We start from the raw sequence: 21,860 nt of genomic DNA on the forward strand, positions 1-21,860 counted from the left end.
TTATTTTTCCCCCTCATAAATAAATATTTCTTCAACATTCATCCCAAAGAAGCGTGCAATTTTGAATGCTAAGATGATGGATGGATTATACCGTCCATTTTCAAGTGAACCTATGGTTTGTCTAGATACTTCCAAAGCTGCGGCAAGCTCTTCCTGCTTTATTCCTCGCTGCCTGCGTATTTCTTCTAATCTGTTATTCATAGACTCACTCCTAATGTTTATGGAAAGTTTGCTTTCCATAAACATAACATATTCCAGATAGAATGTAAAGTTAACTTTCCATAAAAAAACTGGTGCTCTAAACCTGTAAAAAATTAATATCTATAAGAAAGAGGTAAAAATCAGGAAAATCCAAGGAATTCAATCAAATCCGCAAAGTTTAATGAATTGCAGAGGTAGCATATACGGAATAGTCTGAGGAAAATCACAGGATGAGGTTGTTATCTGCTGTCTTCTTATGCTATTATAATTTAATAATATTAATTCAGAAGCGCAGAAAGGAGTTTTCGAGAATGTTGTCCGAAGATGATCGGCGCCTCCTTCATATCCTGTCCCAGGACTGCCGTCTGACTGTGGAAGATTTAGCAATTCAGACCGGCCTGACAGCGGATTATATTAAAAAGAAAATTAAACAGTGGGAAGATGATAAGGTCATCGCAAAATACGGTATCCTTATCAATTACGACCAACTGGAAGAAGACAGGGTTACTGCATTAATTGATGTCAAAGTCCTGCCCCAGCGCGGCAATGGCTACGATAAAATTGCGCAGCGGTTCCAAAAGTTCAGTGAGATTAAATCCGTTTATCTGATGTCTGGGGATTTTGACCTTTGTATCATTATTGAGGGCCGTAACATGCATGAAATCGCCCAGTTTGTTTCCGATAAATTGTCTCCCCTGGATGTAATCCAGTCAACTTCGACCCGCTTTATTCTGCGCAGGTATAAGCAGGATGGCATAGAATTTCACGGAGAGGAAGAGAGACCGCAGCGTCTCATGATAACGCCATGAAGCAATACTTATCACCACTGGCTTTTAATCTGAAGCCATCAGGAATACGAAAGTTTTTTGACCTAGCCGCCACTGTAGAAGGCGTAATCTCCCTCGGTGTCGGAGAGCCTGATTTTGCGACTCCCTGGGTCATGACTGAAGCCGCTATTTTTTCTCTGGAACAGGGTCAGACCATGTATACCAGTAACGCGGGTTTGATCGAGCTCCGCAGGGAATTATCAAAATATATGGCCAAACATCAAGGCTTAAGTTATAATGCCGATCAGGAAATCTTTATCACCGTCGGCGCCAGCGAAGCGATCGACCTAGCGATGCGTGCGCTGATCGTGCCGGGTGACGGCGTGCTGATCCCTGATCCTTCTTTTGTGGCCTATGCTGCCTGTGCGGAAATCTCCGGCGCAGAGGTTCATTATGTTAAAACAAGTGCAGAACACGATTTCCGCCTGCAGGTCGAAGACCTTCAGATGGCGTATACGCCAAACTGCAAGATTTTGGTTCTGTCTTACCCAAATAACCCTACCGGCGCAGTCATGACCAGAGAAGAGCTGCTGCCGATTGCCCGGTTTGCGTCCGAAAATGATCTGATCGTTATTTCCGACGAGATTTATTCGGATCTTAACTACGGCGGAGAACATACACCCTTTGCAACTTTACCGTACATGCGGAACCGCACGCTTCATGTCAGCGGCTTCTCGAAGGCCTATGCAATGACAGGCTGGCGAATTGGCTATGTTGCTGGCCACCCTGATCTGATTCAGGCCATGCTTAAGATCCATCAATACACCATTATGTGCGCCCCGATTATGGCACAGGTTGCTGCACTGGAAGGACTGAAATCTGGAGAAACGGCCAAACAAGAAATGGTGATGGAATATGACCGACGCCGCCGGATTATGGTTCACGGCCTTAGAGAAATGGGTCTTACCTGTTTTGAACCCTTAGGTGCTTTCTATGTTTTCCCCGATATTACAGCTACCGGATTAAACTCCGAAGCATTTGCCGAACAGCTGTTGAAGGAAGAAAAAGTTGCCGTTGTTCCCGGTACGGCCTTCGGTCCGGCCGGTGAAGGACATGTCCGCTGTTCCTACGCTTACTCGACGCAGCAGCTGCAGGAAGCATTGACCAGAATGTCCAGGTTTGTTAAGAAAAGGATAAACTGCAAGTAAAAAGAGAGAAAATGCTTCGAATGAGGCGTTTTCTCTCTTTTTATATTGCTCATGATGGTTTACTTTGTCTTCCTGAAGTAAGCATACGTCATCGGCTCACCGGTACTTCGGACTTCGGCCACCGTGACTCTGCCCAAGAACAAGGTATGTGTACCGGTATCCATTGAATTCACGACTTCTGCTTCCATGGTGGTCAGTACTTCATCAGGCAGCATGATACCGGATGATCCGCGGTGCGCTTTGATTCCGTCAAATTTATCGGTCTCTTTCCCTGACCTGTAGCCAAATCTTCTGACGAGGTCATGTCCTTTCTGGTCCAGGACGGATACGCCGAATCTGCCGCTTTGCATGATCAGTTCATGCGTGTAGTTTTTCTTGTTAATACCAATCGCAATCTGCACGGGATCAGAAGTGATCTGGAAACAAGTGTTGGCTGCCTGCCCGTTGTCTTTGCCGTTATAGGCTGCCGTAATAATAAACAAACCGTAGGAAATTGACTGTACCGCTTTCACAATCGCTTCCTCGGGACTTAATATGGTCTGAACAGAATTCATCGTGGTACTGCCGGCATTATTGAAGGAATCCGTGACAAAGTTGCTGGAATCAACACCGCAGACTGGACAGGTTTCGGGAGGATTATCCCCTTCATGTATGTAGCCACAAATAACACAGCGCCATTTCATATGTCCCCACTCCTTTTTGAAATAACAATCTATTTATAATTATTATAACTTACTTCTACATATTTTTGAACTCCCAATATACTTTTTTTAGAAAAGTATGATTCAATTCCTGCTTCATCTCTTTCATGGCTTTTTCGCGGACAAGCTCCTTAAAGATTCCGAGATTTGAACCGCTTAATCCTTGCTGCATCGCATACTGCCGGAATAGTTTCCAGTCAATCTGCACCAGATTTTCTTTCTGCCACAAAGCTACTGCAATCAATTCGGCAAAAATCCTTTCAAAAATATTGTTCTGCGCAGTGGTATGAAGTTTTCCGGCCTGATAATCTGCTTTCCATAAAATCAAAAAGTCATGGATGTTCTTTAATTCAAAGTTTCTGCCGTCCCAGCAGACTTTCCAAACGAGCTCCGCCGCTCTGTTCTTGAAAGACCGCTTGGCAAATTCCCCTCTGAACTCCGGCATGAATACGAGTGTTGCCTGCATATGATTCTCAACAAGTTTAATAAGGTTTTGTTCCTGTTTTTTGCCAACCCCATCAAAAAACATCGAAAACGTATAGCGTTTGAGAACATCGGCCAGAAGCCTGGCGCTTGCCGCTTCATGCATCAGGAAATGTCGTTTGCCGTTTTCGACGTACACAAGACCAAAATTGGTCGGTTCACCGTCTATGACCTTTTTAAACTGCACAATTTCCGGGTATTGATCCAGTCTTGCCCCAAGGATTCGGATCTTTTTCCCAATGAAAGACTTCAGCTTATATTCCAGTTCCCGGGGTCCTCTTGTCCCGACGATTTTAAATCCCTCAAGTGAGTAGTTCTGGTCGGCAAACTTTAGTGTCCCGGATACATGGCATTCCCGGCTAGCTACTTCCCACTTGCCGGAATCATGAAACAGGCCTGCCAGACGCAGATAAAGATCTTCAGGGGTATTCCGAAATACGGCCATGGTATGTTCCCAGACATCCAGGGAATGATACTGATTCTGTTCAAGACCTTTCAGCCTGGCCAATTCAGGTAAATACATATCCCAGTAACCGATTTTGTCCAACATCCGCACAGCCTTTTCGGCCTCGGTCAAAACAAGGATCCCGGCAAGTTCCGCCGTAATTCTTTCCCGAGATGTGGTACTCAGAAAAGAAAGGTCCAATGCATGCTCCCAGGTATTGGGGTCAATCTTCATTGAAAACTTTACCGCGAATTTAACCATCCTCAAAATACGGACAGGATCTTCCCGGAACCGTTCATCAGGCTTACCGCAGGCTTTAAGGATTTTGGCTTCCAGATCCTTTCTGCCTTCCATCGGGTCATAAAATTCCCCTGACACAGGATCCTGATAAATCGCATTGATGGTGAAGTCCCTGCGCTGGGCATCTTTCTCTAGTTCTTCGGCCTGTACCACATCCACTTTGGAACCTTCCGTAAAAATGCTGACCGTCGAGAAGTGCCTACCGATTACCTGGGCAGAGAAGCCTTGCTCACAGAGGATATCCTTGACCTCTTTTGGGCTCAGTACGCACACTAAATCCATGTCCGGAGACTCCAATCCCAGGATATGGTCCCGTACCGCTCCACCTACGATCCAGACGCGGGTATGGCGGGACAATCTTTCGATAACACTTTTCTGGAAGTCATTCATAGGACTCCTCCGAATCTCTTTTTATGCCTGTTTCTCACGTTTCAATATTCTGAGTTCCTACTTAGTTGAGTGTTCTATATTCAAGTACGTGTTTCTTAATACCCTGTCCTATCGTCTATAATATTGATCATTTGACCCGGGTCAGGATATTTAGCCAGATTTCTCTGGAACACTTCCCACATGCGTTCAGAGGTCTGAATGGTCCTGCCGCCGATATGCGGCGTAAGGAAGACATTATTCAGTTTCCAGAACGGGCTGTCTTCCGGCAACGGTTCTTTCCTGAATACATCGAGCGCCGCTGCGGCTATCTTCTTACTTTTAATTGCTTCGATTAGGGCATCCTCGTCGACAACCTGTCCTCTGGCTACATTGACAAATAATGCCCCGTCCTTCATCTGATGGATGAAGTCTGCGTTGACAAAGTCTTTCGTTTCCGATGTCAGCGGTAGGACAATAACGACTACATCACTGATCGACAGAATTCCAGGCATTTCCTCCGGGGTTACAATCTTCGCGAAAGCCTGGTCCTGAGCGCCATGAAGTGATACGCCATAAACCGTCATCCCAAAAGCCCCACACCGTTTGGCGATCTCTTTACCAATGGTGCCTGCCCCGACAATGCAGACCGAATTGCCGTACATTTCGGAAATTTTCGGTTTTGCGCTGAATATCTTCTGTTCCTGCTGTGACACAAATGTATTACCCTGTCTTAAGAGCATAAGGATACTCCAGATGACGTGCTCGGCCATCTGGATCTTGTGGGCGCCTTTGACATTCGTCAGCACGACGCCTCTCGAAATAAGCCTGTCCAGAGGCAGCATATCGACCCCTGCGCTTAAGGTTTGAATCCATTTAAGATTCGGATACAGATTAATTGTATCCTTTTTAATATCCCAGCCATACGTAAGCAGTACATCCGCTTCCGGATCTGCCTCCGTAAAGTCTCTCACCTGAATGATTCGGGCACTCGGTCGTATTGCCAGCAGCTTTTCCAGGAGATCATCCGGTATTTTTATACTGCTCAGGATCTTCATTGTATTTCTCTCCTCTTGTTTGACAAATATATTCATTCGGGTCTGGTCTGTGCGCCACAATTCCGCTTTCGGCAGATTATGCCCTCCATGGCATAAACTGCCGCGCTCCGCATCCATGCTCCGCTTGACGCCGGACTTGTGGCACCCAGACCTAATATAGGATAATCAGGATTGTATGAAATTTTGAGTAGAGAATTTAAGAATGTTGTACTCGCGTTATCTGAGGTTTTCAGGATTCAGGACCTGCAGCTCCGCTGGCATAAACCTGCCGTCTTTCCTGATCAGTTCCCTGTCAAAATAGACCTCTCCGCCGCCGTATTCCGGTCTCTGGATGCATACCAGATCCCAATGGACTGCGGACTGGTTGCCATTGTCGCATTCGTCATAGGCCGAACCTGGTGTGAAATGAAAACTTCCGTCGATCTTCTCATCGAACAATGTATCTTTCATCGGCTTCTGAATGTAAGGGTTAAAGCCGAATGAAAACTCTCCGATATACCTCGCACCTTCATCAGTATCAAGAATTTTATTAATTCTTTCGGTATCGTTGGCTGAAGCCTTGATAATTTTGCCGTCTTTGAATTCCAGTACGATGGATTCATACGTAAATCCCTGATAAACAGCCGGGGTGTTATAGGCGATGATACCGTTGACCGAATCTCGGACCGGCGCTGTGAAAAGCTCGCCGTCAGGGATATTCATCTTACCGTCGCATTTAATTGCTGGCAGCCCCTTGATTGAAAACGAAAGATCTGTTCCGGGCCCTGTAATCCTTACCATGTTGGTCTTTTCCATCCGTTCTTTCAGCGGATCCATCGCTCTGGACATTTTGGAATAATCCAGATTGCAGACTTGAAAGTAAAAATCTTCAAAAGCTTCGGTACTTATCTCAGCGAGCTGCGCCATCGATGGATTCGGATAGCGGAGCACACACCAACGGGTATACTTGACTCTTTGCTCGGAATGGAGCGGTTTCGAGTAATGGTTTAAGTAGATTTGCATTTTATCTGCTGGGACATCGGCCAGCTCGTTAATGTTTTCCCCGGAGCGTATTCCGATATAAGCCTGCATGTCCTGCATTCTGGCGACTTCCCACTTCGCCTGGCTTTGTGCCTGTCCGATTGAAAGCCCTTTTAATATTTCACGTTGCAAGGTATGATGAGTAATATTAAGAAAAGGCTGCGCGCCAGCTTCATAAGCCTCTCTGACCAACGCCCGGGCTAAAGGGATTTCCAACCCCGACAGCTCAATCAGGATACGTTCACCTTCCTTTAACTCTACGGAATAATGGATTAAATTTTTGGCCAATACGTCTATTCTTTGATCATTCATACCTATACTTAACCTCTTTTCTGCTTGTTTATTTTGTCTTCGGGGATAATGCTTGGGAACTCGGCTTGATTTATGGAACTGACCTATATTGGTTAATTTTAACTGTCATTATTATAATATATTTTTTGTTTCTTTACCCAACATCTTGCTAAATTATTCTATTAAATCATAATATATGTCTATCAGATAATGCTTATTCTATTAGGAGAAAGACATGACTGCAAATACATTATTCACATACACTTTAACGCCAGAAGATGACGGCAGGAAATACCAGGACATCCTTCTGCGGCGCTTCCATTTTTCCCGTAAGGTACTGCAAAAGCTGAAAATCGGTGAAAATGTCTGGATCGACGGCAAATTCACCTACCTGACTGCCCGGGGCAAAACCGGACAGACTCTTGCTGTGAATATTCTGGAAGAAGAGCCGGCAACTATCAGAGGAGAGCTTCTGCCAATTGAAATTATCTACGAAGACGAAATCTTTCTGGCGGTGAATAAGCCGCCCGGTCAGGTCATCCATCCAAATTCGAGATATCGGACTGGAACGCTCGCAAACGCGGTGATCGGTTACTGGGGAAGCAAAGGTGAAACGAGGCCTTTCCGCCCTGTCTCGAGAATAGACCGCAATACCTCCGGCATTGTGCTGATCGCCAAATCCCGCTACGCTCACCAGCAATTGGCCGCCCTTTCTGTCAAAAACAAAGTCGAGAAGAAATATCTGGGCCTTTCAGAAGGCCATTCTCCGCTCACCCAAGGCGAATGGTCCTTCCCAATCCGCCTTAAACCCGGTAGCAAGATTGTCCGGGAAGCTCACCCTGACGGGCAGTCCGCACTGACGTTGTTCCAAACACTGCAGCAGTACCCGGACTATTCACTAATGGAGTTTACACTGGTCACCGGCCGTACCCACCAGATCAGAGTACACGCTCAGGCAGCTGGTCATCCACTTTTAGGAGATGATCTGTACGGCGGCAGCATGAAATATATTCAAAGACAGGCCCTGCACTGTTATTCCTACTCTTTTCCTCATCCTTTGACCCTGAAGACAATAAAGATAGAAGCAACCGTTCCTGTTGACATGAGGATGCTTTTATTAGAAGATTCTTTCGATGATTAATGGTTGAAATTTTTATGTTTTTATCTTTCTGAATTAGAATTCCTCTTGCCATTATTCCTTTAATCATCAATAATTAAAAAAACACCCATTATACATGTATATATGACTAAAATTATCTAGGATATTTTGCCTGTCATCGATCAGAAAGGAAGTACTGTTTATGAATTTGGAAGAAATAAAAGAAGGTTTACAAAAACAGGGCTATATTGCTAATGACAATACCGCAATGATCTTGCATTACTCCCTGCTTCTCAATAAACCCTTACTTATTGAAGGGCCGACCGGAGCCGGAAAAACAGAGTTGGCCAAAGCATGGAGCCAATATCTCAACCGAGAATTGATCCGCCTCCAGTGTTATGAAGGTATCGATGAAGGCAAAGCCCTTTATGAATGGGATTATCAGAAACAACTGCTCTATATTCAGACCAAAAGTCCCGGCACGAATGAATGGTCCGCTACCAGTGAAAATATTTATACGGATGAATTCCTTCTGAAAAGACCGTTACTGAAAGCGATTGCTAGTGATATGCCTTCCGTCCTGCTGATTGATGAAATCGATAAAAGCGACGAGGAATTTGAAAGCTTTCTGTTGGAGATCCTCTCGGACTGGCAGATTTCTATACCCGAGATTGGGACAATCCCTGCTGTAAGCATTCCTTCCGTCCTGTTGACCAGCAATAGCACACGAAATTTAAGCCAGGCGCTAAGAAGAAGATGTCTGTACCTTCATGTGGATTACCCGAACGAGCAAAGAGAACTCGAGATTCTTCAGATCCACTTCCCGGATCTGTTGGAGCACCTTGGTAAACAAGCGGTTACTTTCATCCGCAAATTGCGGCTCGAGAAGCTCAAAAAACACCCCAGCATCAGCGAAGTGATCGATTGGGTCAACATCCTGGAACAGCTACAGGTCGAAGAACTAACGGCGGAAGTCGCTTCCAGCACGCTGAACATCCTTTTCAAATACCAGGATGACTGTCGGCATGTCCTGGAAAAAGTGAACCAAAAGGATTGGTTTGATGGAATACTTCATTCTTAAAATAGCCAGACTGCTCAGAGAGTCCGGCATTAACGTGAATTCACACGAAATATCTGACTGCATCCGGCTGCTAAAAATGCTCGGTCTTGATGGAATGGATAAGTATACTTTTTATCAACTCATCAATACGACGCTGATCAAATCTCCTTGGGGCCCTGATTATGCTTTATGGCTGATCGAGTTATATTTTGGCCCTGATTTGGAAATATCATCGGACCATCTGGGCATTCTAAAAAGCCAAGGCCGTTTCTCCCTGGAAGAAGGCCACGGAGGAAGTGCCGGCAAAACTGTCCCGCTAGAGCTCTTGATTGAGGCCGTGCTGAACAATGAAATTGATCTGATTTATGCTGTCCTGCAAGGCTTGGACCTGAATCTTGAACTCAGCATCGAGGATCGCGAAAAAGGCCTGGCTGCTTTCCGGACCCAGAGCGGTTGGAATGAAGCAGCCAGCCATATTGAAAAGGCTTACCAACAGGATGAACTATCTGAAGCGGAATACCAGGCGGCACGGGTGGCCCTTGAAGAATGGAACCATTTACTCAAAGATGAAATTGAACGCCAGCTGGCTAGAAATATGAGTTCGGAGCATTTGATCCAGGAAATGAAAAAACGAAATCCACGAACGGTTTCGTTTCTGGACTGCGACGACGCGCAGATCACTCAAATGTCGCAGGAAATCCAGAAGATAGGCCGAAAACTGGCCGTCCGCAAAGGAAGGCGCCGCAAAGTAAGTGCAAGCGGCACTATCAATCTGAATCGTAGCATCAAACATTCCCTGAAAACCTGCGGAATCCCGCTGAACCTGATAAAAATGCAGCGAAAACAATCGAAACCCGACCTCTGGCTGCTCTGTGACATGTCCAATTCCGTTAGCAAATTTATTTACTTCATGCTGATGTTTGTCTTCGCAACGCAGCAGCGCTATGCCAACGTCCGCTCATTTCTGTTCGTCGATCAGCTCGTGGAAGCGACAGATTATTTCCAGGAGCAGGACTGGACAGGCTCACTCAACAATCTACGCAAGGTTAGCGGCTATAACCGTACAGGCTATTCCCATTATGGTAATGTGCTGCTGAAGTTCTCCGACCTCTATCTGCCTTTCCTGCTGAATAAAACCACGGTGCTGATTTTAGGAGACGGCAAAAATAATCAGAACAGGCTGGATGGCAGCGAAATCCTAGCCCAGATCAAAGAAAAAGCCGCAGCCTTGTACTGGTTGAATCCCCTAAGCAAGGACCAGTGGGGCAGGGGCGACTGTCTGATGACCAAATACCAAGAATATTGTACCGGTGCTTTTTCTGTAGCAAATATTGAAGAGCTGGAACAATTTCTGAACTCTCTTTAGGTTAAGACAACCGCGAAATGAAGGGACGAATCTTTATCCCCATTATTTAATTGAGGGAATAAAAAATTCGTCCCTTTGTATTAGCTTATCCTCTCGCTATACCGCAAAGTCTACGTGCTGGACCGTCCCTGCTTCTCCGTTCTCTTTTAGAAATATGCCGGTTTCCTTGATCTGAGCGTCTAAATGATTATCCGTATCTTTCAGTGAAAATAGCGAATCGACATTGCCTAAATAGATTGCGCCGATTCCAACCTGACTTAAGGCCAGTAGCTGGTCGTTACCTGCAGCATCCTTAATCCAAAGGCTAAGTTCTTTGTAGATGGAATCATTTTCATCGATCCAGCCGTTTTGATCGTTATCATATTCGGCTAATTCCTTAAAACCGTCTCCGCTCGCCGGCCCGAAGAGCTCGCTGCCATCATTGACGACTCCGTCGCTATTCTCATCCCAAGCAAGGAACCCGCTGCCTTCAGCCAGGAAAGAAATATTATCCTGCATTCCGTCAGCATTAAGGTCAAAATCCGTTTTAAATCCTGACAGGCTTGCGCTGCCTGCACCATAATTAATCACTAACGGATCGACCAAAGCATCTCCGGCTTTAAAATCGATGCTCTGATAGGATGTATACTCACGGCTTATCGCGATATTCAGCTTGAATTTTATCTCACTGCCGTCTTCAGTAAGGATTGTGCCCTGGGCTGAAAAGTTCATGGATTCTTTTTCTGTATAGGACGCTTCATAGTGATAATCGATGCCCCATCCAACCCTCTGACTGCCGTTCCCATTATTGTTGCCGTCGTTCTTTGCTGCCATCAGGTGACCAAAATCACTGTTACCCGGACCTAAAAGAGGTAGTTTATCCGGTACATCAATCGTTACCTTTCTCCCGGACAGCTTGGAGAGGAATTTTTCTAACAGGGAGATAATTTCTTTCTCCCTAGGGCTGAGTTCAAAGAATTCATCTTCCGACTCAGCAGTTGTTTCTGAGCTGCTCGCTGCGGGATTCTCCTGTAATTTAGCCAAAGCGTCACTTGAAAGTGTCAATGAATCCGCAGTTGGCTCTGTTTCATCGCTTGCATCCGTGCCCTGTCCGTCAACCCAGGCTTTCAGCCTTTCATTGACGGTCTTTTGCTGTTCCAGCTTGTAGTCCGAATAAAGATCAACAGCTGAACTCAAAACCTTCATCTTCATCCCTCCATGGATATTAGACTTTTTCATTATTATCGTAAAGATTTTTAGTTTTCTTAAGACCCATGGAGGTTTCTTTGAAATTTCTTGGTATCAAAAAAAAGATGCAATCATACATCTTTTTAATAATCACGTAGCATTCGACTGAGAAGTCCGATTGTTTTCCCAAATATTAATTGTCTCCTGCCGCAATCTCCCGAAGCCCGGTCTCGAGGATCTCCATCTCACTAATCTCATTATCGCCGGCAACCCCGAGCTCCTTGAATTTCCTGGTGGTCACGAGTACCCGGTTCTCATAGGAGCCGACGGCCCGATTGTAAGCCTGAGTGGCCTGGGCGAGTCCTTTACGGATGTCCAACAAATGCTCGGTCAAAACGCTGATCCTGTCATAGAGCTGTTTGCCGAGCTCACTGATATGGCGGGCATTTTCGTTGATCTGTTCCTGGCTCCAGCCGTAAGCCACGGCTTTAAGCAGCGCGATCAACGTTGTCGGGGTCGCCAGGATGACCCTTTGCCCGGCGCCGTATTCGATGAGTTCCGGATCTGACTGCAGCGCAGCACTGAAAAAGGTTTCACCCGGCAGAAACATGACAACAAATTCCGGCGTAAAATCGAACTGGTTCCAGTAAGACTTCGCGGCAAGTTTGGTAATATGGTTTTTGACCTGCCGAGCATGACCTGATAACTTTGTTCTCTTATGGTCTTCATCAAGGGCTTCCACAGCTTCAAGATAATCCGCGAGCGGGGCCTTGGAATCGACGACAATCGTTTTATTCCCCGGAAGCCGAATAATCATATCCGGGCGCTGCCTGCCGGACTCGCCGATGACTTCCTCCTGCTGGTAAAAATCACAGTACTCCACCATGCCGGCCAGTTCTACGACCCGCTGCAGCTGGACTTCTCCCCAGCGGCCTCTGACAGTCGGCGATTTCAAAGCAGAAGTCAGCTTCAAGGTCTCCCGCTGCAGCTTTTCCTGCCCGAACGCCATATTTTCGACTTGCTTAAGCAACCCTTCATAAGCCCCTGCTCTTTTTTGTTCCAGTTCGTTAATCTTCAAATCAACTTTGTCGAGCGACTCCCGCAAAGGCTTTACGAGTTCATCGATAGAAGCCTGCCTTTTTTCCAGATCAGCCGAAGCCTGGACCTGGGTCTTCTCGAGTACAACCTTCGCCAATTCGAGAAAGGACTGATTGTTATTCTTAAGTGCCTCAGCGGATAAGGCCTTGAAGCCGTCACTGAGCTCCTCCCTGGCCTGGCTGAGCAACGTCAATTTTTCTTCATACGCTGTCTGCTCCATCTCGAGCCGGGTACGCAGTTCAGAAATGACAGCGGAATTTTGCATTCTTCTTTCAAATTCCCGATTCAGTTCCGCATGCAGCCTTTCATTCTCCTGTTCAAGCGTCCGGGCTTTTTCCAGTAGTCCTCTGGCTTGGCCTCCGCGGAAACTAAACCCTGTCCCAAATCCGAGAATGATCCCGACCATGACTGCGCCGATGACATAAAGGAACATTGGATCCATCCGGCTATCCCTCACATATCCATATTTATTATCGAGTTATCCTCTTTGCGGTTTGATAATCGTAATCTTTTTATGCTAGTGCTGTATCATGTACGTATTCTACTTTAAATAGTCTTCAGGCAGTTTAGTCAAGGTTCCGAATCTGTCCAAAGGCCAGTACCTGACCCAGACCCTTCCCAATATCTTATCCTCGGGCAAGGCCCCCCAGCGATGGCTATCGTAACTGGCCGGACGGTTATCCCCCATCATGAAATAGGAATCCTCCGGTACGGTCACAGGCCCAAATTCATAATCGGCCGGATATTCGACGTAAGGCTCATTCAGAGCCTGATCATTGATATAGATTTTTCCGTTTTTGACTTCAAGTTTTTCACCAGGCAAGCCGATCACTCTTTTGACGAGATCCTCATCCTTCATTACAGCTTCGGGAGCTTCAAAAACAATAACATCTCCGCGCTTAATCTCACCGCATTTATAAAAGAACCGATCCACGATTAAACGGTCCTGAAGCTGAATCGTAGGCAGCATCGAGCCGGTCGGGACGATTCGGGTATCAATCAAATAATTTCGAATCACCATAGAGAGAACAAAAGCAATTGCAACGATAACGACCCATTCAAACAACGATCTCATAAAACCTTTCAACACAAATCACCTTCCACATTCCTTCAATATCTCAAATTTCAAAGGTTAGCCCAAACCTAAATTACTTTCTCTATTAATCTATATATTCCTGCCTATAAATAATCTAAAAAAACAAAATACCCCTAATGGAAAAGGATAACAAAAACCACAGCGAAAAGCAAGGCTGGAACAAAGGCCTTGTCTCGTCATGATATTTGTCAAGGACTAGAAATTCCATTTTTTTATTACTCTTTTGTGTTGACAAAGCATAGAGCCATCAAATATAATGTAATCTGTCGATGCGGCCGTGGCGGAACTGGCAGACGCGCTAGTTTCAGGTACTAGTGGGCTAACGCTCGTGGAGGTTCAAGTCCTCTCGGCCGCACCAGTTTGAAAAAATAAGTTGCACACATATTTGAACATAAAAATAGAAGACCGAAATTGTCGGTCTTTTTCTTATCCTATCTTTATTAAATTCAGTTGTATCTATTCCCGCCTGACAATAGTCTGCCGAGGATTATAGATCTTTATTTTCCTTTTTTCCTTTTTCTTTATTTGAGCCAATTCCTTTCAGTGTATTGGCAAACCACGGAAGCGGTACCTTATTTATTTTTGCTACATATCCGATGACTCTTGTAACATAAATCATCCCTACCCAAAAGACAATTAAATAATGGACATTGGATACGACTTTGGCGGGATAGTATTCAATGCTACTTAGCCCGGAAGTCAAGTCGACAAAGTAATTATGAGCAATAACACCAACCATAATTGCTGCTAAATTTACACAAAAAGCACATAGTTTGGCCTGTAAGCTATGATCTTTTTCCCTCCCTTCTTTAACGGCTCCAGGTATTAAGCTTATGAATGCGTCAAAAACGGCAAGTCCAATAAACCCACCAATAATACTAAAAATAGGAACACCAGTCCAAGCCGCAAAAGCAGAACATAGCGCTGCTAGAGAGGCAATTAAGCCGACATGCTGATTATAAGAATTTTTGATCTCTTCAGCAAAAGATTCAATTGGAGAACAAGCAAGCCATCCCATAATAGCACCACCAATCCTTGATAGAACACTATTATGTTTATTCAATAACTTTAGTTCTTTATACCCTGACTTTATTTCAAAACTTTCATCAGTAAAAATTACTGTATATTCAGCAAATATAACCCTATGTTTTTCATAAACATCAACATTAGGCCCATCAATTCCTGCACTAGATGTTAATTCTATATTATTTGGTGAAGTGAAGCTTTTTATAGCGGATACAAAATCTGAATGATTACTCTCAGGGGAAGTCTTGGCTTTTAATATTTTGTTAAAGTCTACATCCATTGTGAGCGTATTCATTCCTTTTCTCCCTTTCCCATTGTTATTAATATTCGATATTCGTTAAGTTTCTTCCTCCCTTTACTGACAACAAACTTATATGATCCGAGTGATTTTATCAGCATATCATTAAATACGATCTTTACCGAAATATCTTTTGTTCCTTTTGGTATTTCAATTTTTAACGGCAGTTTGGTGACATACTCATCTTTATCATCTTTTACTGTCATTTCAAGTATGATATCACCCTCATTTTCTTCAGCGTCTTCCGACTCAAAAACCTGAACCCCAACAATAATATTAAGGGATATTTTTTCATACAATGCCTTGATTGTTTTTGTGAAAAGAATGTTTTTGTAACTTAAGGATTCATTTTCATTAATGACATCTTCACACGCCATAATATACGGAACATTGACTCTAGCCATATGATGTATCCACCTTAAATCATAGAATATTTTACATATCTTACATAATAAAGGAATTAATCAAATTTGTCATTAATTTCCCAGCAAAATACCAATAAAATCTTTTCTTTATGATATTAAAAATAACCCGACCGAAGCCGGGTTAAGAGACATTGCCTTGGTTATTCAACTGACCACGTTCTCGGGAGTCCCCGCCAGAAACTGTTCCAAATTGTGCACAGCCAGATCCATAAGCCTGATTCTTGCCTCCAGCGAGGCCCATGAAATATGTGGCGTAATGATGCAGTTCTTGGCCTGAAGTAACGGGTTATCCCTTTGAATCGGTTCTGTCGACACAACATCCAGTGCTGCTCCTGCAACTTTGCCGCTGTTCAGGGCCTCTGCTAAATCCTCCTCGACGATTAAAGGGCCTCTTGCGTTATTTACGATCATCACACCGGGCTTCATTTTAGCAATACTTTGCTTGTTAATGATTCCTTTGGTATTTTCAAATAACGGGCAGTGCAGCATGATTGCGTCAGATTCGGTAAGCAGTGTATCCATATCGACATATTTCATATCAGGACTTTCCAAAGACGAATCGGGATTGCTGTCGACAGCTAGAATCCTCATCCCCAAAGCCTGAGCTATTCTTCCCGTCGCCTGGCCAATTCTGCCATAACCGATGATTCCAATGGTCTTTCCCGCCAGTTCTATGAGCGGGTACTTCCAGTAACACCAGTCGGGATTGCCAGACCATTCTCCTATTTGAACCGATTCACTGTGCGGCCAGACATGGCAGCACATTTCAAGCAGCAGCGCAATTGCCATCTGAGCGACAAAATTCGTCCCATAGGCTGGAATATTTGTTACGACAATTCCTCTTTCCTTGGCTGCCTCAACATCGACAATGTTATAGCCTGTTGCGAGAACCCCGATAAATTTTAAATCTGGTGCGTTTTCCAGCACGATTCTGGATAATGGTGTTTTATTGGTAAAGACGATCTCCGCCCTGTCAATTCTCTCCAGGATTAAATCTTCAATACCGGCATGATATGCGGTGCGATCATAGACAGTAAGCTCCCCAAACCTTTCCAGTCCGCTCCATGATATATCTCCGGGATTAAGTGTATATCCATCCAAAACGACAATTTTCATAGTGTCCCCCCTGTACGATTTTGAGCGTTAATGATCTTTTGGGCATAACCCTTCATGCCGGAACGATCGTCCAGCCAGGTACAGGCGGAAGATCCTTTCAGCAGCTCTCTCCAGCAGCACTTCCGCATTCTGGATTGCGTCTACTAGACTAACAGGTCCTTCCGTAATGCTGAATACCCCGGAAAACCCATGTTTGTAAAGCAGCTGGGCATCTTCCGTCAACCCGCCGGACAAACAGACGACCGGGACTTGATGTTTTACAGCTTTTTCAGCTACGGCCAGCGGTACTTTGCCGAAGAGTGTCTGGTGGTCGGTCAAACCCTCACCTGTTATGACTAAATCCGCATCATTCAGAACCTTGTCCATATCTGCCGCTCTCATTATGAGCTGCGCTCCAGGCTGCAGATTTGCCTTCAGAAAAGCAATCAGAGCCGCTCCAACGCCTCCTGCAGCTCCGGCACCAGGAATATCCCGCACCTGAAGCCCGGTACTTTTCTGAATGATTTCAGCATAGTGCCGGAGATTCTTGTCCAAAAGAGCAGTCATCTCCGGTGTCGCTCCTTTTTGCGGGCCGTAGACTGCCGAGGCCCCCTGCGGGCCGCAAAGCGGATTGGTCACGTCACATGCAGCCATTATTTCTGTATCGCTCAGCCTGGGGTCAAAGCCAGAAAAATCTATATCCGTTATTTCAGTCAGATGGCCGCCTCCAAAAAGGATTTCCTGACCATGCCGGTTCAGGAGTCTTACTCCTAAGGCCGTGGCCATTCCGGCTCCTCCGTCATTCGTACCGCTCCCACCGATACCCAGAATTAATTTTTTAGCTCCAGTGTCCAAGGCATACCTTATTAACTCTCCAACACCATACGATGTCGTCAGCAAAGGGTTTCTAAGGTTTGCAGGAATTAAATTTAAGCCTGCCGCCGCTGCCAGTTCAATCACGGCTGTTGTTCGGTCTTCTAACAAACCAAAAAAAGCATCCGTCGTTTCACCCAATGGCCCTTTTACCCTGGCTGGTATGATCTCACCACCTAGAGCCGCAATCATCGCCTCTACGGTACCTTCGCCGCCATCAGCCATCGGGATCAATTTTACAGCAATATCCCGCTCAACGTTCCGAATACCTCTTTCGATTGCCCTGGCAGCGCTAAGCGCGTTCAGACAGCCTTTATAAGCGTCAGGTGCAACAACAATCTTCATGGTGCCCCCCACCGTATTCCCTACTTAAAGTCTTCGGTTGCCTTCAAAGGTCCGTTTGCGAGGATACCCTCCACTTCTTCGAATCCTATCGGGAAAGCATAATTATAACGCGCAGGAAGCGCCAATACATATTTCGAATTTCGTCCGAGTTCACTTGGCGGCATCGGTGCCGCACCAACACTGAATTTTTCATTCAATAAGTCTGTCCATTGGTTTAACGTAAATATCATAATCGGAACGTCCTGACGAGGCTGCTCCGGAGTCCATAGCGGATGACGAATCCGAATGAGCCGGTTCGTTTCAATCACTCGACCGCTTTGCGAACCATCTATAGCAATACCTTCCCATTGCTCATTTACAATTGAGTAGCCCTTCCAACTATCCGGTAACGCAAAATTAAAACCATACACTGTGTTTTGATAGATCACCGGATTGTTGTCTCCATTTGCCTCATTTGATCCGTTTGAGCCGGTCATCTGACCTGTCTGGTTTGTATCCTGATTCAAACCATTGATCTGATCCATACCATTCGATTGATTCGTACCATTCATTTGATCGTTGTTTGCGCAGCCGGCCGTCAAAATTCCCAGTCCCAAAATCAAAATCAGTAAACAGGAACTAAATCGTTTCATAACTCCCCCTCCTTCCGGAATCAGCTTTATCATAGCATTATTTTATTCCCTGATACAATATCAGACGAGAATGAAATATACGAATCACCTTTAACTCGTTAGCGCTTATTATCAATATCTGCATTTTTTAATTTTGAGAAAAGCCCCAATTACCATCGATTAGTCTGCGTGGCACAGTTCCACGATAAGCGGAGCAAGGATTGCGTAGCGCGGCCTTTTGCGTCAAGGAGGACGCAAAAGGCCGAAAGTGGTATTATGGCACGCAGACAAGCCCAAAAGCCTTTTAGCACGCACTTAAGCAACTTAAGCAATTAAGCAGTATAAGCCCACAAAAAATGAGGGCACATTACGTACCCCCACAGAATCTGCAAACCTAAATCCATAAGATCAAGAGGCTGGATTCTACAAGACAAAAAACGCTACAGCAATGATCAAATATACCGCTAGCAGCTGAACCCCTTCCATCCAGTTCGATTCCCCGTCCGTCGCTACCCTGTTGGCAATCAGAACTGAAAAGACGAGGGCTACAATTTCAAATTCATTGAAAACGATACTCATTGGTGTAAACAGTAAGCTCAGAAAGATCAATACAGGCGTGACAAACAAAATGATCTGCAGGCTTGACCCGATTGCAATCTCAACGGCGACATCCATTTTATTCTTCATCGCCATGACAATCGCCGTGCTGTGTTCAGCAGCATTACCGATGATCGGAATAAGAATAATGCCGACGAAAAATTCGCTTAGCCCGATCGCTTCCGACATTGGCTCTACAGCACTGACCAAGAACTCACTCTCCAGCCCGATCAGCACAGTGGCCCCGACCAAAACGGCAATTGCTTTTTTTATGGACCACTTCGGAGAGCTTTCCTGGGAATGGTCGATTGAATAAATATCTTTGTGCGTGTAAAAAGAAAAGACTAAACTCAGAATGTAGATAATAAACATGATGACTGCCACAATGATACTGAGTCCTTCATAACGCGTATTTAGGAGTGCCGGGTTCAGCGTATGTGTGAAGATAGCCGGAATCGTCAAACCAATAACCGCAAACAACAGCATACTGGCACTGTTGTCAATAACCTTTTGATTAAAACGCTGCGACTTGTATTTGATTCCACCAAAGATCATGCTTAAACCCAGCACCAGCAGAATATTGCCAATGACTGATCCGGCAATGGATGCTTTAACAACCTCAAAAAGACCTGCTTTTAAAGCAAAGAAAGAAATAATCAGTTCTGTTGCATTGCCAAACGTTGCATTCAAAAACCCGCCCATCTTGGGCCCTGAATAGAAGGAAATTTCCTCTGTTGCTTCGCCCATCAGCGCTGCCAAAGGAATAATAGCCAGTGCTGTCAAGACAAACATCAGCGTTGGTGTCCAATGCAAAAACTCACCGACAATAGTGATCGGCACAAATAGGAGCATGTAACGTAAAATCTTCACTTTTTTCGTTCCTTTCGAATAAGCTAGAATACTATAGTCCATCTCCGGGCTGCAGCACTGCGGGAACAAGTTCCAGCCGGTTTTGGTTGTACAAGACACAGAGCGCTAATTGACATTATATAAAAAATGAGATGCTTTTTCAATTCTTAAACAAAAATGCCAAACAAAGATTATAAAGGTCCCTCCAGAATCCGCTGCAGGAAACACGAATGTTGATCTCGAATTATTCATTATAATTGTACTTACATCAAAAGCATCAAAAATTAATCCAAAATTTTGACAATACAAAAAACGCCTAAAATCAGGAGGAACATACTATGTTGGTTGTTGCACTTAATGGGAGCCCAAAACCCAATGGAAATACGGCTCAAAGTCTTCAAATTGTTCTTAAGGAATTAGAAAAGGAGGGCATTCAGACCGAACTGCTGCAATTAGGCGGAAAACCGATTTTTGGCTGTAAGGTCTGCGGAAAATGCGCTCAGAGCAAAGACAGAAGCTGCCCGGGCCATAACGACGAATTGAATCCGGTTCTGCAAAGAGTCTTTGAAGCTGATGGCATTCTGATCGGTTCCCCAAGCTATTTCAGTAACATGACCCCCGAAGTCAAAGCTTTTATTGATCGCTGCGGCATCGTTAACGGGGCCAATGGCCGTTTATTGACCAGAAAAGTTGGTGCCGCGGTTGTGGCTGCGCGGAGAGCCGGTACAAATTTCGTTTTTTCTTCAATCAATCTATTCTTTGGCATTACCGAAATGATCACCGTAGGTTCCAGCTACTGGAATATGACACTTGCCCATAAACCCGGGAATGTCCAACAGGATGAGGAAGGCATCCATACATTTCAGACACTTGGCAAAAATATGGCCTGGCTTCTAAAGAAAATCAATCGGGAACAGTCGTGAACAACAAACCTATTGCAGTTTTTCAGATGCTTCTGTCCGATCTGCCTGAGGTTCCAATATCAATACCAATGGCCGGTTTTTTTTTGTTTATTCCTAAAGCCAGAAACCGCAGACCAGGTATCCGCGAAGCAAATTCAAACCACAGCCAAGGGAATAATATTCCGATAATAAGAAAACGCCAAGGATTAATTGTAATAAAACCACCAATCACTGAATTCACAAACAAATGAAGAAACATGATTGCCATCGAACTTTGGCCCAGGGAACTAAATAACTTTCTACTAAAAGTCCAATTACTGAGCATCCTGCTTAGGCCGGAGATCAGCAGAACTGCAGCCATTGGCACAAGGATGTTCGTACCGAAAAAGTAATACTGACGGTGCTTAAAGTCCAAACCAAACCTTAGGTAATCCTGAAAATATGCATAAAGGAACAAGATAAGAAAGACTGCTGAAAATAAAAGAATGATTTTGTTTAGCTGGGCATTTACCAGCCATTTTTTTTGTTTAAAAAGGAAACCCAGCGCATAAAAAACGATTCCAAAAAGGGCCACATCCATATTCCAGGGAACAAAGAAATCTTGGTGAAAGCGTGATTCCCAGAAGGCAAAAACAAAACATGCCGCGATCGTCAGCACGACAAGCCACCTTGGACGAATCTTCCGGATGACGAAGTCAAAAAATATCTGGACAAAAAATAAACAGGTCACAAACCAAAAGGTTCCGTAAGCACCTTCCAGCTTGCTTCCGCCCAGAATCAATGCTGTCCAGTTGATATCCACAGATTGGCCTTTAAGGACACTTAATACGGCCAGAAAGGCCGTAATCAGAATGATATAAAAAACATAAGGAACCAGAAGCTGTTTTGACCGCCTGACTAAATATTGCAGCGGCACTACTTTACCGACAGGTCTGTACAGGTAGCCGCTGATAAAGAAAAACAAAGGCATATGGAAAAAGAACATCAGAAAAGAATAAGGATGGCCGGCATGTCCCCAGACGACGCTCAGTATCCCTATTCCCTTCATTACATCCAGCCAAATGATCCGGCTCTCATTATTCTCCGCGGCAAGTCCCTGTGCTGTCATCACGA

21 protein-coding genes and 1 tRNA gene are annotated in these 21,860 nt (G+C 44.8%); 7 read left to right on the forward strand and 15 right to left on the reverse strand.

Annotated elements, in window-relative coordinates; translation table 11 throughout:
* On the reverse strand, positions 1–201 hold the full coding sequence (locus A7K50_RS11630) for a helix-turn-helix transcriptional regulator (RefSeq protein WP_119776431.1): 201 nt from the start codon (positions 199–201) through the stop codon (positions 1–3).
* A gap of 311 nt (positions 202–512) precedes the next feature.
* Between A7K50_RS11630 and A7K50_RS11635 the strand changes: the two genes are divergently transcribed.
* Together A7K50_RS11635 and A7K50_RS11640 are read left to right on the forward strand one after the other, a co-directional pair.
* Positions 513–1,010: an Lrp/AsnC family transcriptional regulator gene (locus tag A7K50_RS11635; RefSeq protein WP_020490936.1), complete on the forward strand. Its 498-nt coding sequence runs from the start codon at positions 513–515 to the stop codon at positions 1,008–1,010.
* Positions 1,007–2,176, forward strand: coding sequence for an aminotransferase class I/II-fold pyridoxal phosphate-dependent enzyme (locus A7K50_RS11640; RefSeq protein WP_119776432.1), 1,170 nt, complete (start codon positions 1,007–1,009; stop codon positions 2,174–2,176). The genes A7K50_RS11635 and A7K50_RS11640 overlap by 4 nt, the downstream gene beginning before the upstream one ends.
* 59 nt (positions 2,177–2,235) lie before the next feature.
* Here the strand turns inward: A7K50_RS11640 and A7K50_RS11645 are convergent, their stop codons facing one another.
* The 4 genes from A7K50_RS11645 to A7K50_RS11660 all read right to left on the reverse strand — a co-directional run bounded on the left by A7K50_RS11645 (position 2,236) and on the right by A7K50_RS11660 (position 6,861).
* Entirely contained in the window at positions 2,236–2,859 is a 624-nt protein-coding gene (locus A7K50_RS11645; RefSeq protein WP_026156163.1) for a flavin reductase, read from the reverse strand.
* Between the two features lie 55 nt (positions 2,860–2,914).
* Positions 2,915–4,495, reverse strand: coding sequence for a CCA tRNA nucleotidyltransferase (locus A7K50_RS11650; protein ID WP_119776434.1), 1,581 nt, complete (start codon positions 4,493–4,495; stop codon positions 2,915–2,917).
* Between the two features lie 95 nt (positions 4,496–4,590).
* Positions 4,591–5,529 (reverse strand): D-2-hydroxyacid dehydrogenase, encoded by a 939-nt coding sequence (locus A7K50_RS11655; protein WP_243103739.1) that lies wholly within the window; start codon positions 5,527–5,529, stop codon positions 4,591–4,593.
* A gap of 216 nt (positions 5,530–5,745) precedes the next feature.
* Complete coding sequence (locus tag A7K50_RS11660) at positions 5,746–6,861, reverse strand: aminopeptidase (protein ID WP_119776437.1); 1,116 nt, start codon at positions 6,859–6,861, stop codon at positions 5,746–5,748.
* A 214-nt stretch (positions 6,862–7,075) separates the two neighbouring features.
* On the opposite strand from A7K50_RS11660, the gene A7K50_RS11665 reads away from it, so the two are divergent.
* The 3 genes from A7K50_RS11665 (at position 7,076) to A7K50_RS11675 (ending at position 10,365) form a co-directional block, all read left to right on the forward strand.
* Positions 7,076–7,981 (forward strand): RluA family pseudouridine synthase, encoded by a 906-nt coding sequence (locus A7K50_RS11665; RefSeq protein ID WP_119776438.1) that lies wholly within the window; start codon positions 7,076–7,078, stop codon positions 7,979–7,981.
* A 160-nt stretch (positions 7,982–8,141) separates the two neighbouring features.
* Positions 8,142–9,020 (forward strand): MoxR family ATPase, encoded by an 879-nt coding sequence (locus A7K50_RS11670; protein WP_119776440.1) that lies wholly within the window; start codon positions 8,142–8,144, stop codon positions 9,018–9,020.
* Positions 9,001–10,365, forward strand: coding sequence for a VWA domain-containing protein (locus tag A7K50_RS11675; RefSeq protein WP_119776441.1), 1,365 nt, complete (start codon positions 9,001–9,003; stop codon positions 10,363–10,365). Before A7K50_RS11670 ends, A7K50_RS11675 begins: the two co-directional genes overlap by 20 nt.
* 96 nt (positions 10,366–10,461) lie before the next feature.
* On the opposite strand, the gene A7K50_RS11680 is transcribed toward A7K50_RS11675, so the two are convergent.
* From A7K50_RS11680 to lepB, 3 genes are all read right to left on the reverse strand, one after another.
* Complete coding sequence (locus tag A7K50_RS11680; protein WP_119776443.1) at positions 10,462–11,550, reverse strand: hypothetical protein; 1,089 nt, start codon at positions 11,548–11,550, stop codon at positions 10,462–10,464.
* Positions 11,551–11,725: 175 nt separating this feature from the next.
* Entirely contained in the window at positions 11,726–13,072 is a 1,347-nt protein-coding gene (gene rmuC / locus A7K50_RS11685; protein ID WP_119776444.1) for a DNA recombination protein RmuC, read from the reverse strand.
* Positions 13,073–13,171: 99 nt separating this feature from the next.
* Positions 13,172–13,717: a signal peptidase I gene (lepB, locus tag A7K50_RS11690; protein ID WP_199698292.1), complete on the reverse strand. Its 546-nt coding sequence runs from the start codon at positions 13,715–13,717 to the stop codon at positions 13,172–13,174.
* Positions 13,718–13,997: 280 nt separating this feature from the next.
* Here lepB and A7K50_RS11695 point away from each other — a divergent pair.
* Positions 13,998–14,084, forward strand: a tRNA-Leu gene (locus tag A7K50_RS11695).
* Positions 14,085–14,213: 129 nt separating this feature from the next.
* Here A7K50_RS11695 and A7K50_RS11700 read toward each other — a convergent pair.
* The 6 genes from A7K50_RS11700 to cax form a co-directional block, all read right to left on the reverse strand.
* Positions 14,214–15,032 (reverse strand): hypothetical protein, encoded by an 819-nt coding sequence (locus tag A7K50_RS11700; protein ID WP_243103740.1) that lies wholly within the window; start codon positions 15,030–15,032, stop codon positions 14,214–14,216.
* 11 nt (positions 15,033–15,043) lie between these two features.
* Positions 15,044–15,454 (reverse strand): hypothetical protein, encoded by a 411-nt coding sequence (locus A7K50_RS11705; protein WP_119776449.1) that lies wholly within the window; start codon positions 15,452–15,454, stop codon positions 15,044–15,046.
* A gap of 165 nt (positions 15,455–15,619) precedes the next feature.
* Complete coding sequence (locus A7K50_RS11710; protein WP_119776451.1) at positions 15,620–16,591, reverse strand: D-2-hydroxyacid dehydrogenase; 972 nt, start codon at positions 16,589–16,591, stop codon at positions 15,620–15,622.
* Positions 16,592–16,618: 27 nt separating this feature from the next.
* Complete coding sequence (locus tag A7K50_RS11715; protein WP_119776452.1) at positions 16,619–17,788, reverse strand: glycerate kinase; 1,170 nt, start codon at positions 17,786–17,788, stop codon at positions 16,619–16,621.
* 20 nt (positions 17,789–17,808) lie between these two features.
* Positions 17,809–18,420: a hypothetical protein gene (locus tag A7K50_RS11720; RefSeq protein WP_119776454.1), complete on the reverse strand. Its 612-nt coding sequence runs from the start codon at positions 18,418–18,420 to the stop codon at positions 17,809–17,811.
* 402 nt (positions 18,421–18,822) lie between these two features.
* Positions 18,823–19,866 carry a calcium/proton exchanger gene (gene cax, locus A7K50_RS11725; protein ID WP_243103746.1) on the reverse strand — a complete coding sequence of 348 codons (1,044 nt, stop codon included), beginning with the start codon at positions 19,864–19,866 and terminating at the stop codon, positions 18,823–18,825.
* 317 nt (positions 19,867–20,183) lie between these two features.
* Between cax and A7K50_RS11730 the strand changes: the two genes are divergently transcribed.
* Entirely contained in the window at positions 20,184–20,768 is a 585-nt protein-coding gene (locus tag A7K50_RS11730) for a flavodoxin family protein (protein ID WP_119776457.1), read from the forward strand.
* A 22-nt stretch (positions 20,769–20,790) separates the two neighbouring features.
* Here A7K50_RS11730 and A7K50_RS11735 read toward each other — a convergent pair whose 3' ends face one another.
* Entirely contained in the window at positions 20,791–21,855 is a 1,065-nt protein-coding gene (locus A7K50_RS11735) for an acyltransferase family protein (RefSeq protein ID WP_119776459.1), read from the reverse strand.
* Positions 21,856–21,860: the final 5 nt, after the last annotated feature.

The organism is Dehalobacter sp. MCB1 (assembly GCF_003590275.1).
Lineage (GTDB): Bacteria > Bacillota > Desulfitobacteriia > Desulfitobacteriales > Syntrophobotulaceae > Dehalobacter.

Bases quoted from the DNA above. Each gene is read 5' to 3' on its own strand.
- A7K50_RS11630 (WP_119776431.1), bottom strand. From the start codon at position 201: ATGAATAACAGATTAGAAGAAATACGCAGGCAGCGAGGAATAAAGCAG.
- A7K50_RS11635 (WP_020490936.1), top strand. From the start codon at position 513: ATGTTGTCCGAAGATGATCGGCGCCTCCTTCATATCCTGTCCCAGGAC.
- A7K50_RS11640 (WP_119776432.1), top strand. From the start codon at position 1,007: ATGAAGCAATACTTATCACCACTGGCTTTTAATCTGAAGCCATCAGGA.
- A7K50_RS11645 (WP_026156163.1), bottom strand. From the start codon at position 2,859: ATGAAATGGCGCTGTGTTATTTGTGGCTACATACATGAAGGGGATAAT.
- A7K50_RS11650 (WP_119776434.1), bottom strand. From the start codon at position 4,495: ATGAATGACTTCCAGAAAAGTGTTATCGAAAGATTGTCCCGCCATACC.
- A7K50_RS11655 (WP_243103739.1), bottom strand. From the start codon at position 5,529: ATGAAGATCCTGAGCAGTATAAAAATACCGGATGATCTCCTGGAAAAG.
- A7K50_RS11660 (WP_119776437.1), bottom strand. From the start codon at position 6,861: ATGAATGATCAAAGAATAGACGTATTGGCCAAAAATTTAATCCATTAT.
- A7K50_RS11665 (WP_119776438.1), top strand. From the start codon at position 7,076: ATGACTGCAAATACATTATTCACATACACTTTAACGCCAGAAGATGAC.
- A7K50_RS11670 (WP_119776440.1), top strand. From the start codon at position 8,142: ATGAATTTGGAAGAAATAAAAGAAGGTTTACAAAAACAGGGCTATATT.
- A7K50_RS11675 (WP_119776441.1), top strand. From the start codon at position 9,001: ATGGAATACTTCATTCTTAAAATAGCCAGACTGCTCAGAGAGTCCGGC.
- A7K50_RS11680 (WP_119776443.1), bottom strand. From the start codon at position 11,550: ATGAAGGTTTTGAGTTCAGCTGTTGATCTTTATTCGGACTACAAGCTG.
- rmuC (WP_119776444.1), bottom strand. From the start codon at position 13,072: ATGGATCCAATGTTCCTTTATGTCATCGGCGCAGTCATGGTCGGGATC.
- A7K50_RS11700 (WP_243103740.1), bottom strand. From the start codon at position 15,032: ATGGATGTAGACTTTAACAAAATATTAAAAGCCAAGACTTCCCCTGAG.
- A7K50_RS11705 (WP_119776449.1), bottom strand. From the start codon at position 15,454: ATGGCTAGAGTCAATGTTCCGTATATTATGGCGTGTGAAGATGTCATT.
- A7K50_RS11710 (WP_119776451.1), bottom strand. From the start codon at position 16,591: ATGAAAATTGTCGTTTTGGATGGATATACACTTAATCCCGGAGATATA.
- A7K50_RS11715 (WP_119776452.1), bottom strand. From the start codon at position 17,788: ATGAAGATTGTTGTTGCACCTGACGCTTATAAAGGCTGTCTGAACGCG.
- A7K50_RS11720 (WP_119776454.1), bottom strand. From the start codon at position 18,420: ATGAAACGATTTAGTTCCTGTTTACTGATTTTGATTTTGGGACTGGGA.
- A7K50_RS11730 (WP_119776457.1), top strand. From the start codon at position 20,184: ATGTTGGTTGTTGCACTTAATGGGAGCCCAAAACCCAATGGAAATACG.
- A7K50_RS11735 (WP_119776459.1), bottom strand. From the start codon at position 21,855: ATGACAGCACAGGGACTTGCCGCGGAGAATAATGAGAGCCGGATCATT.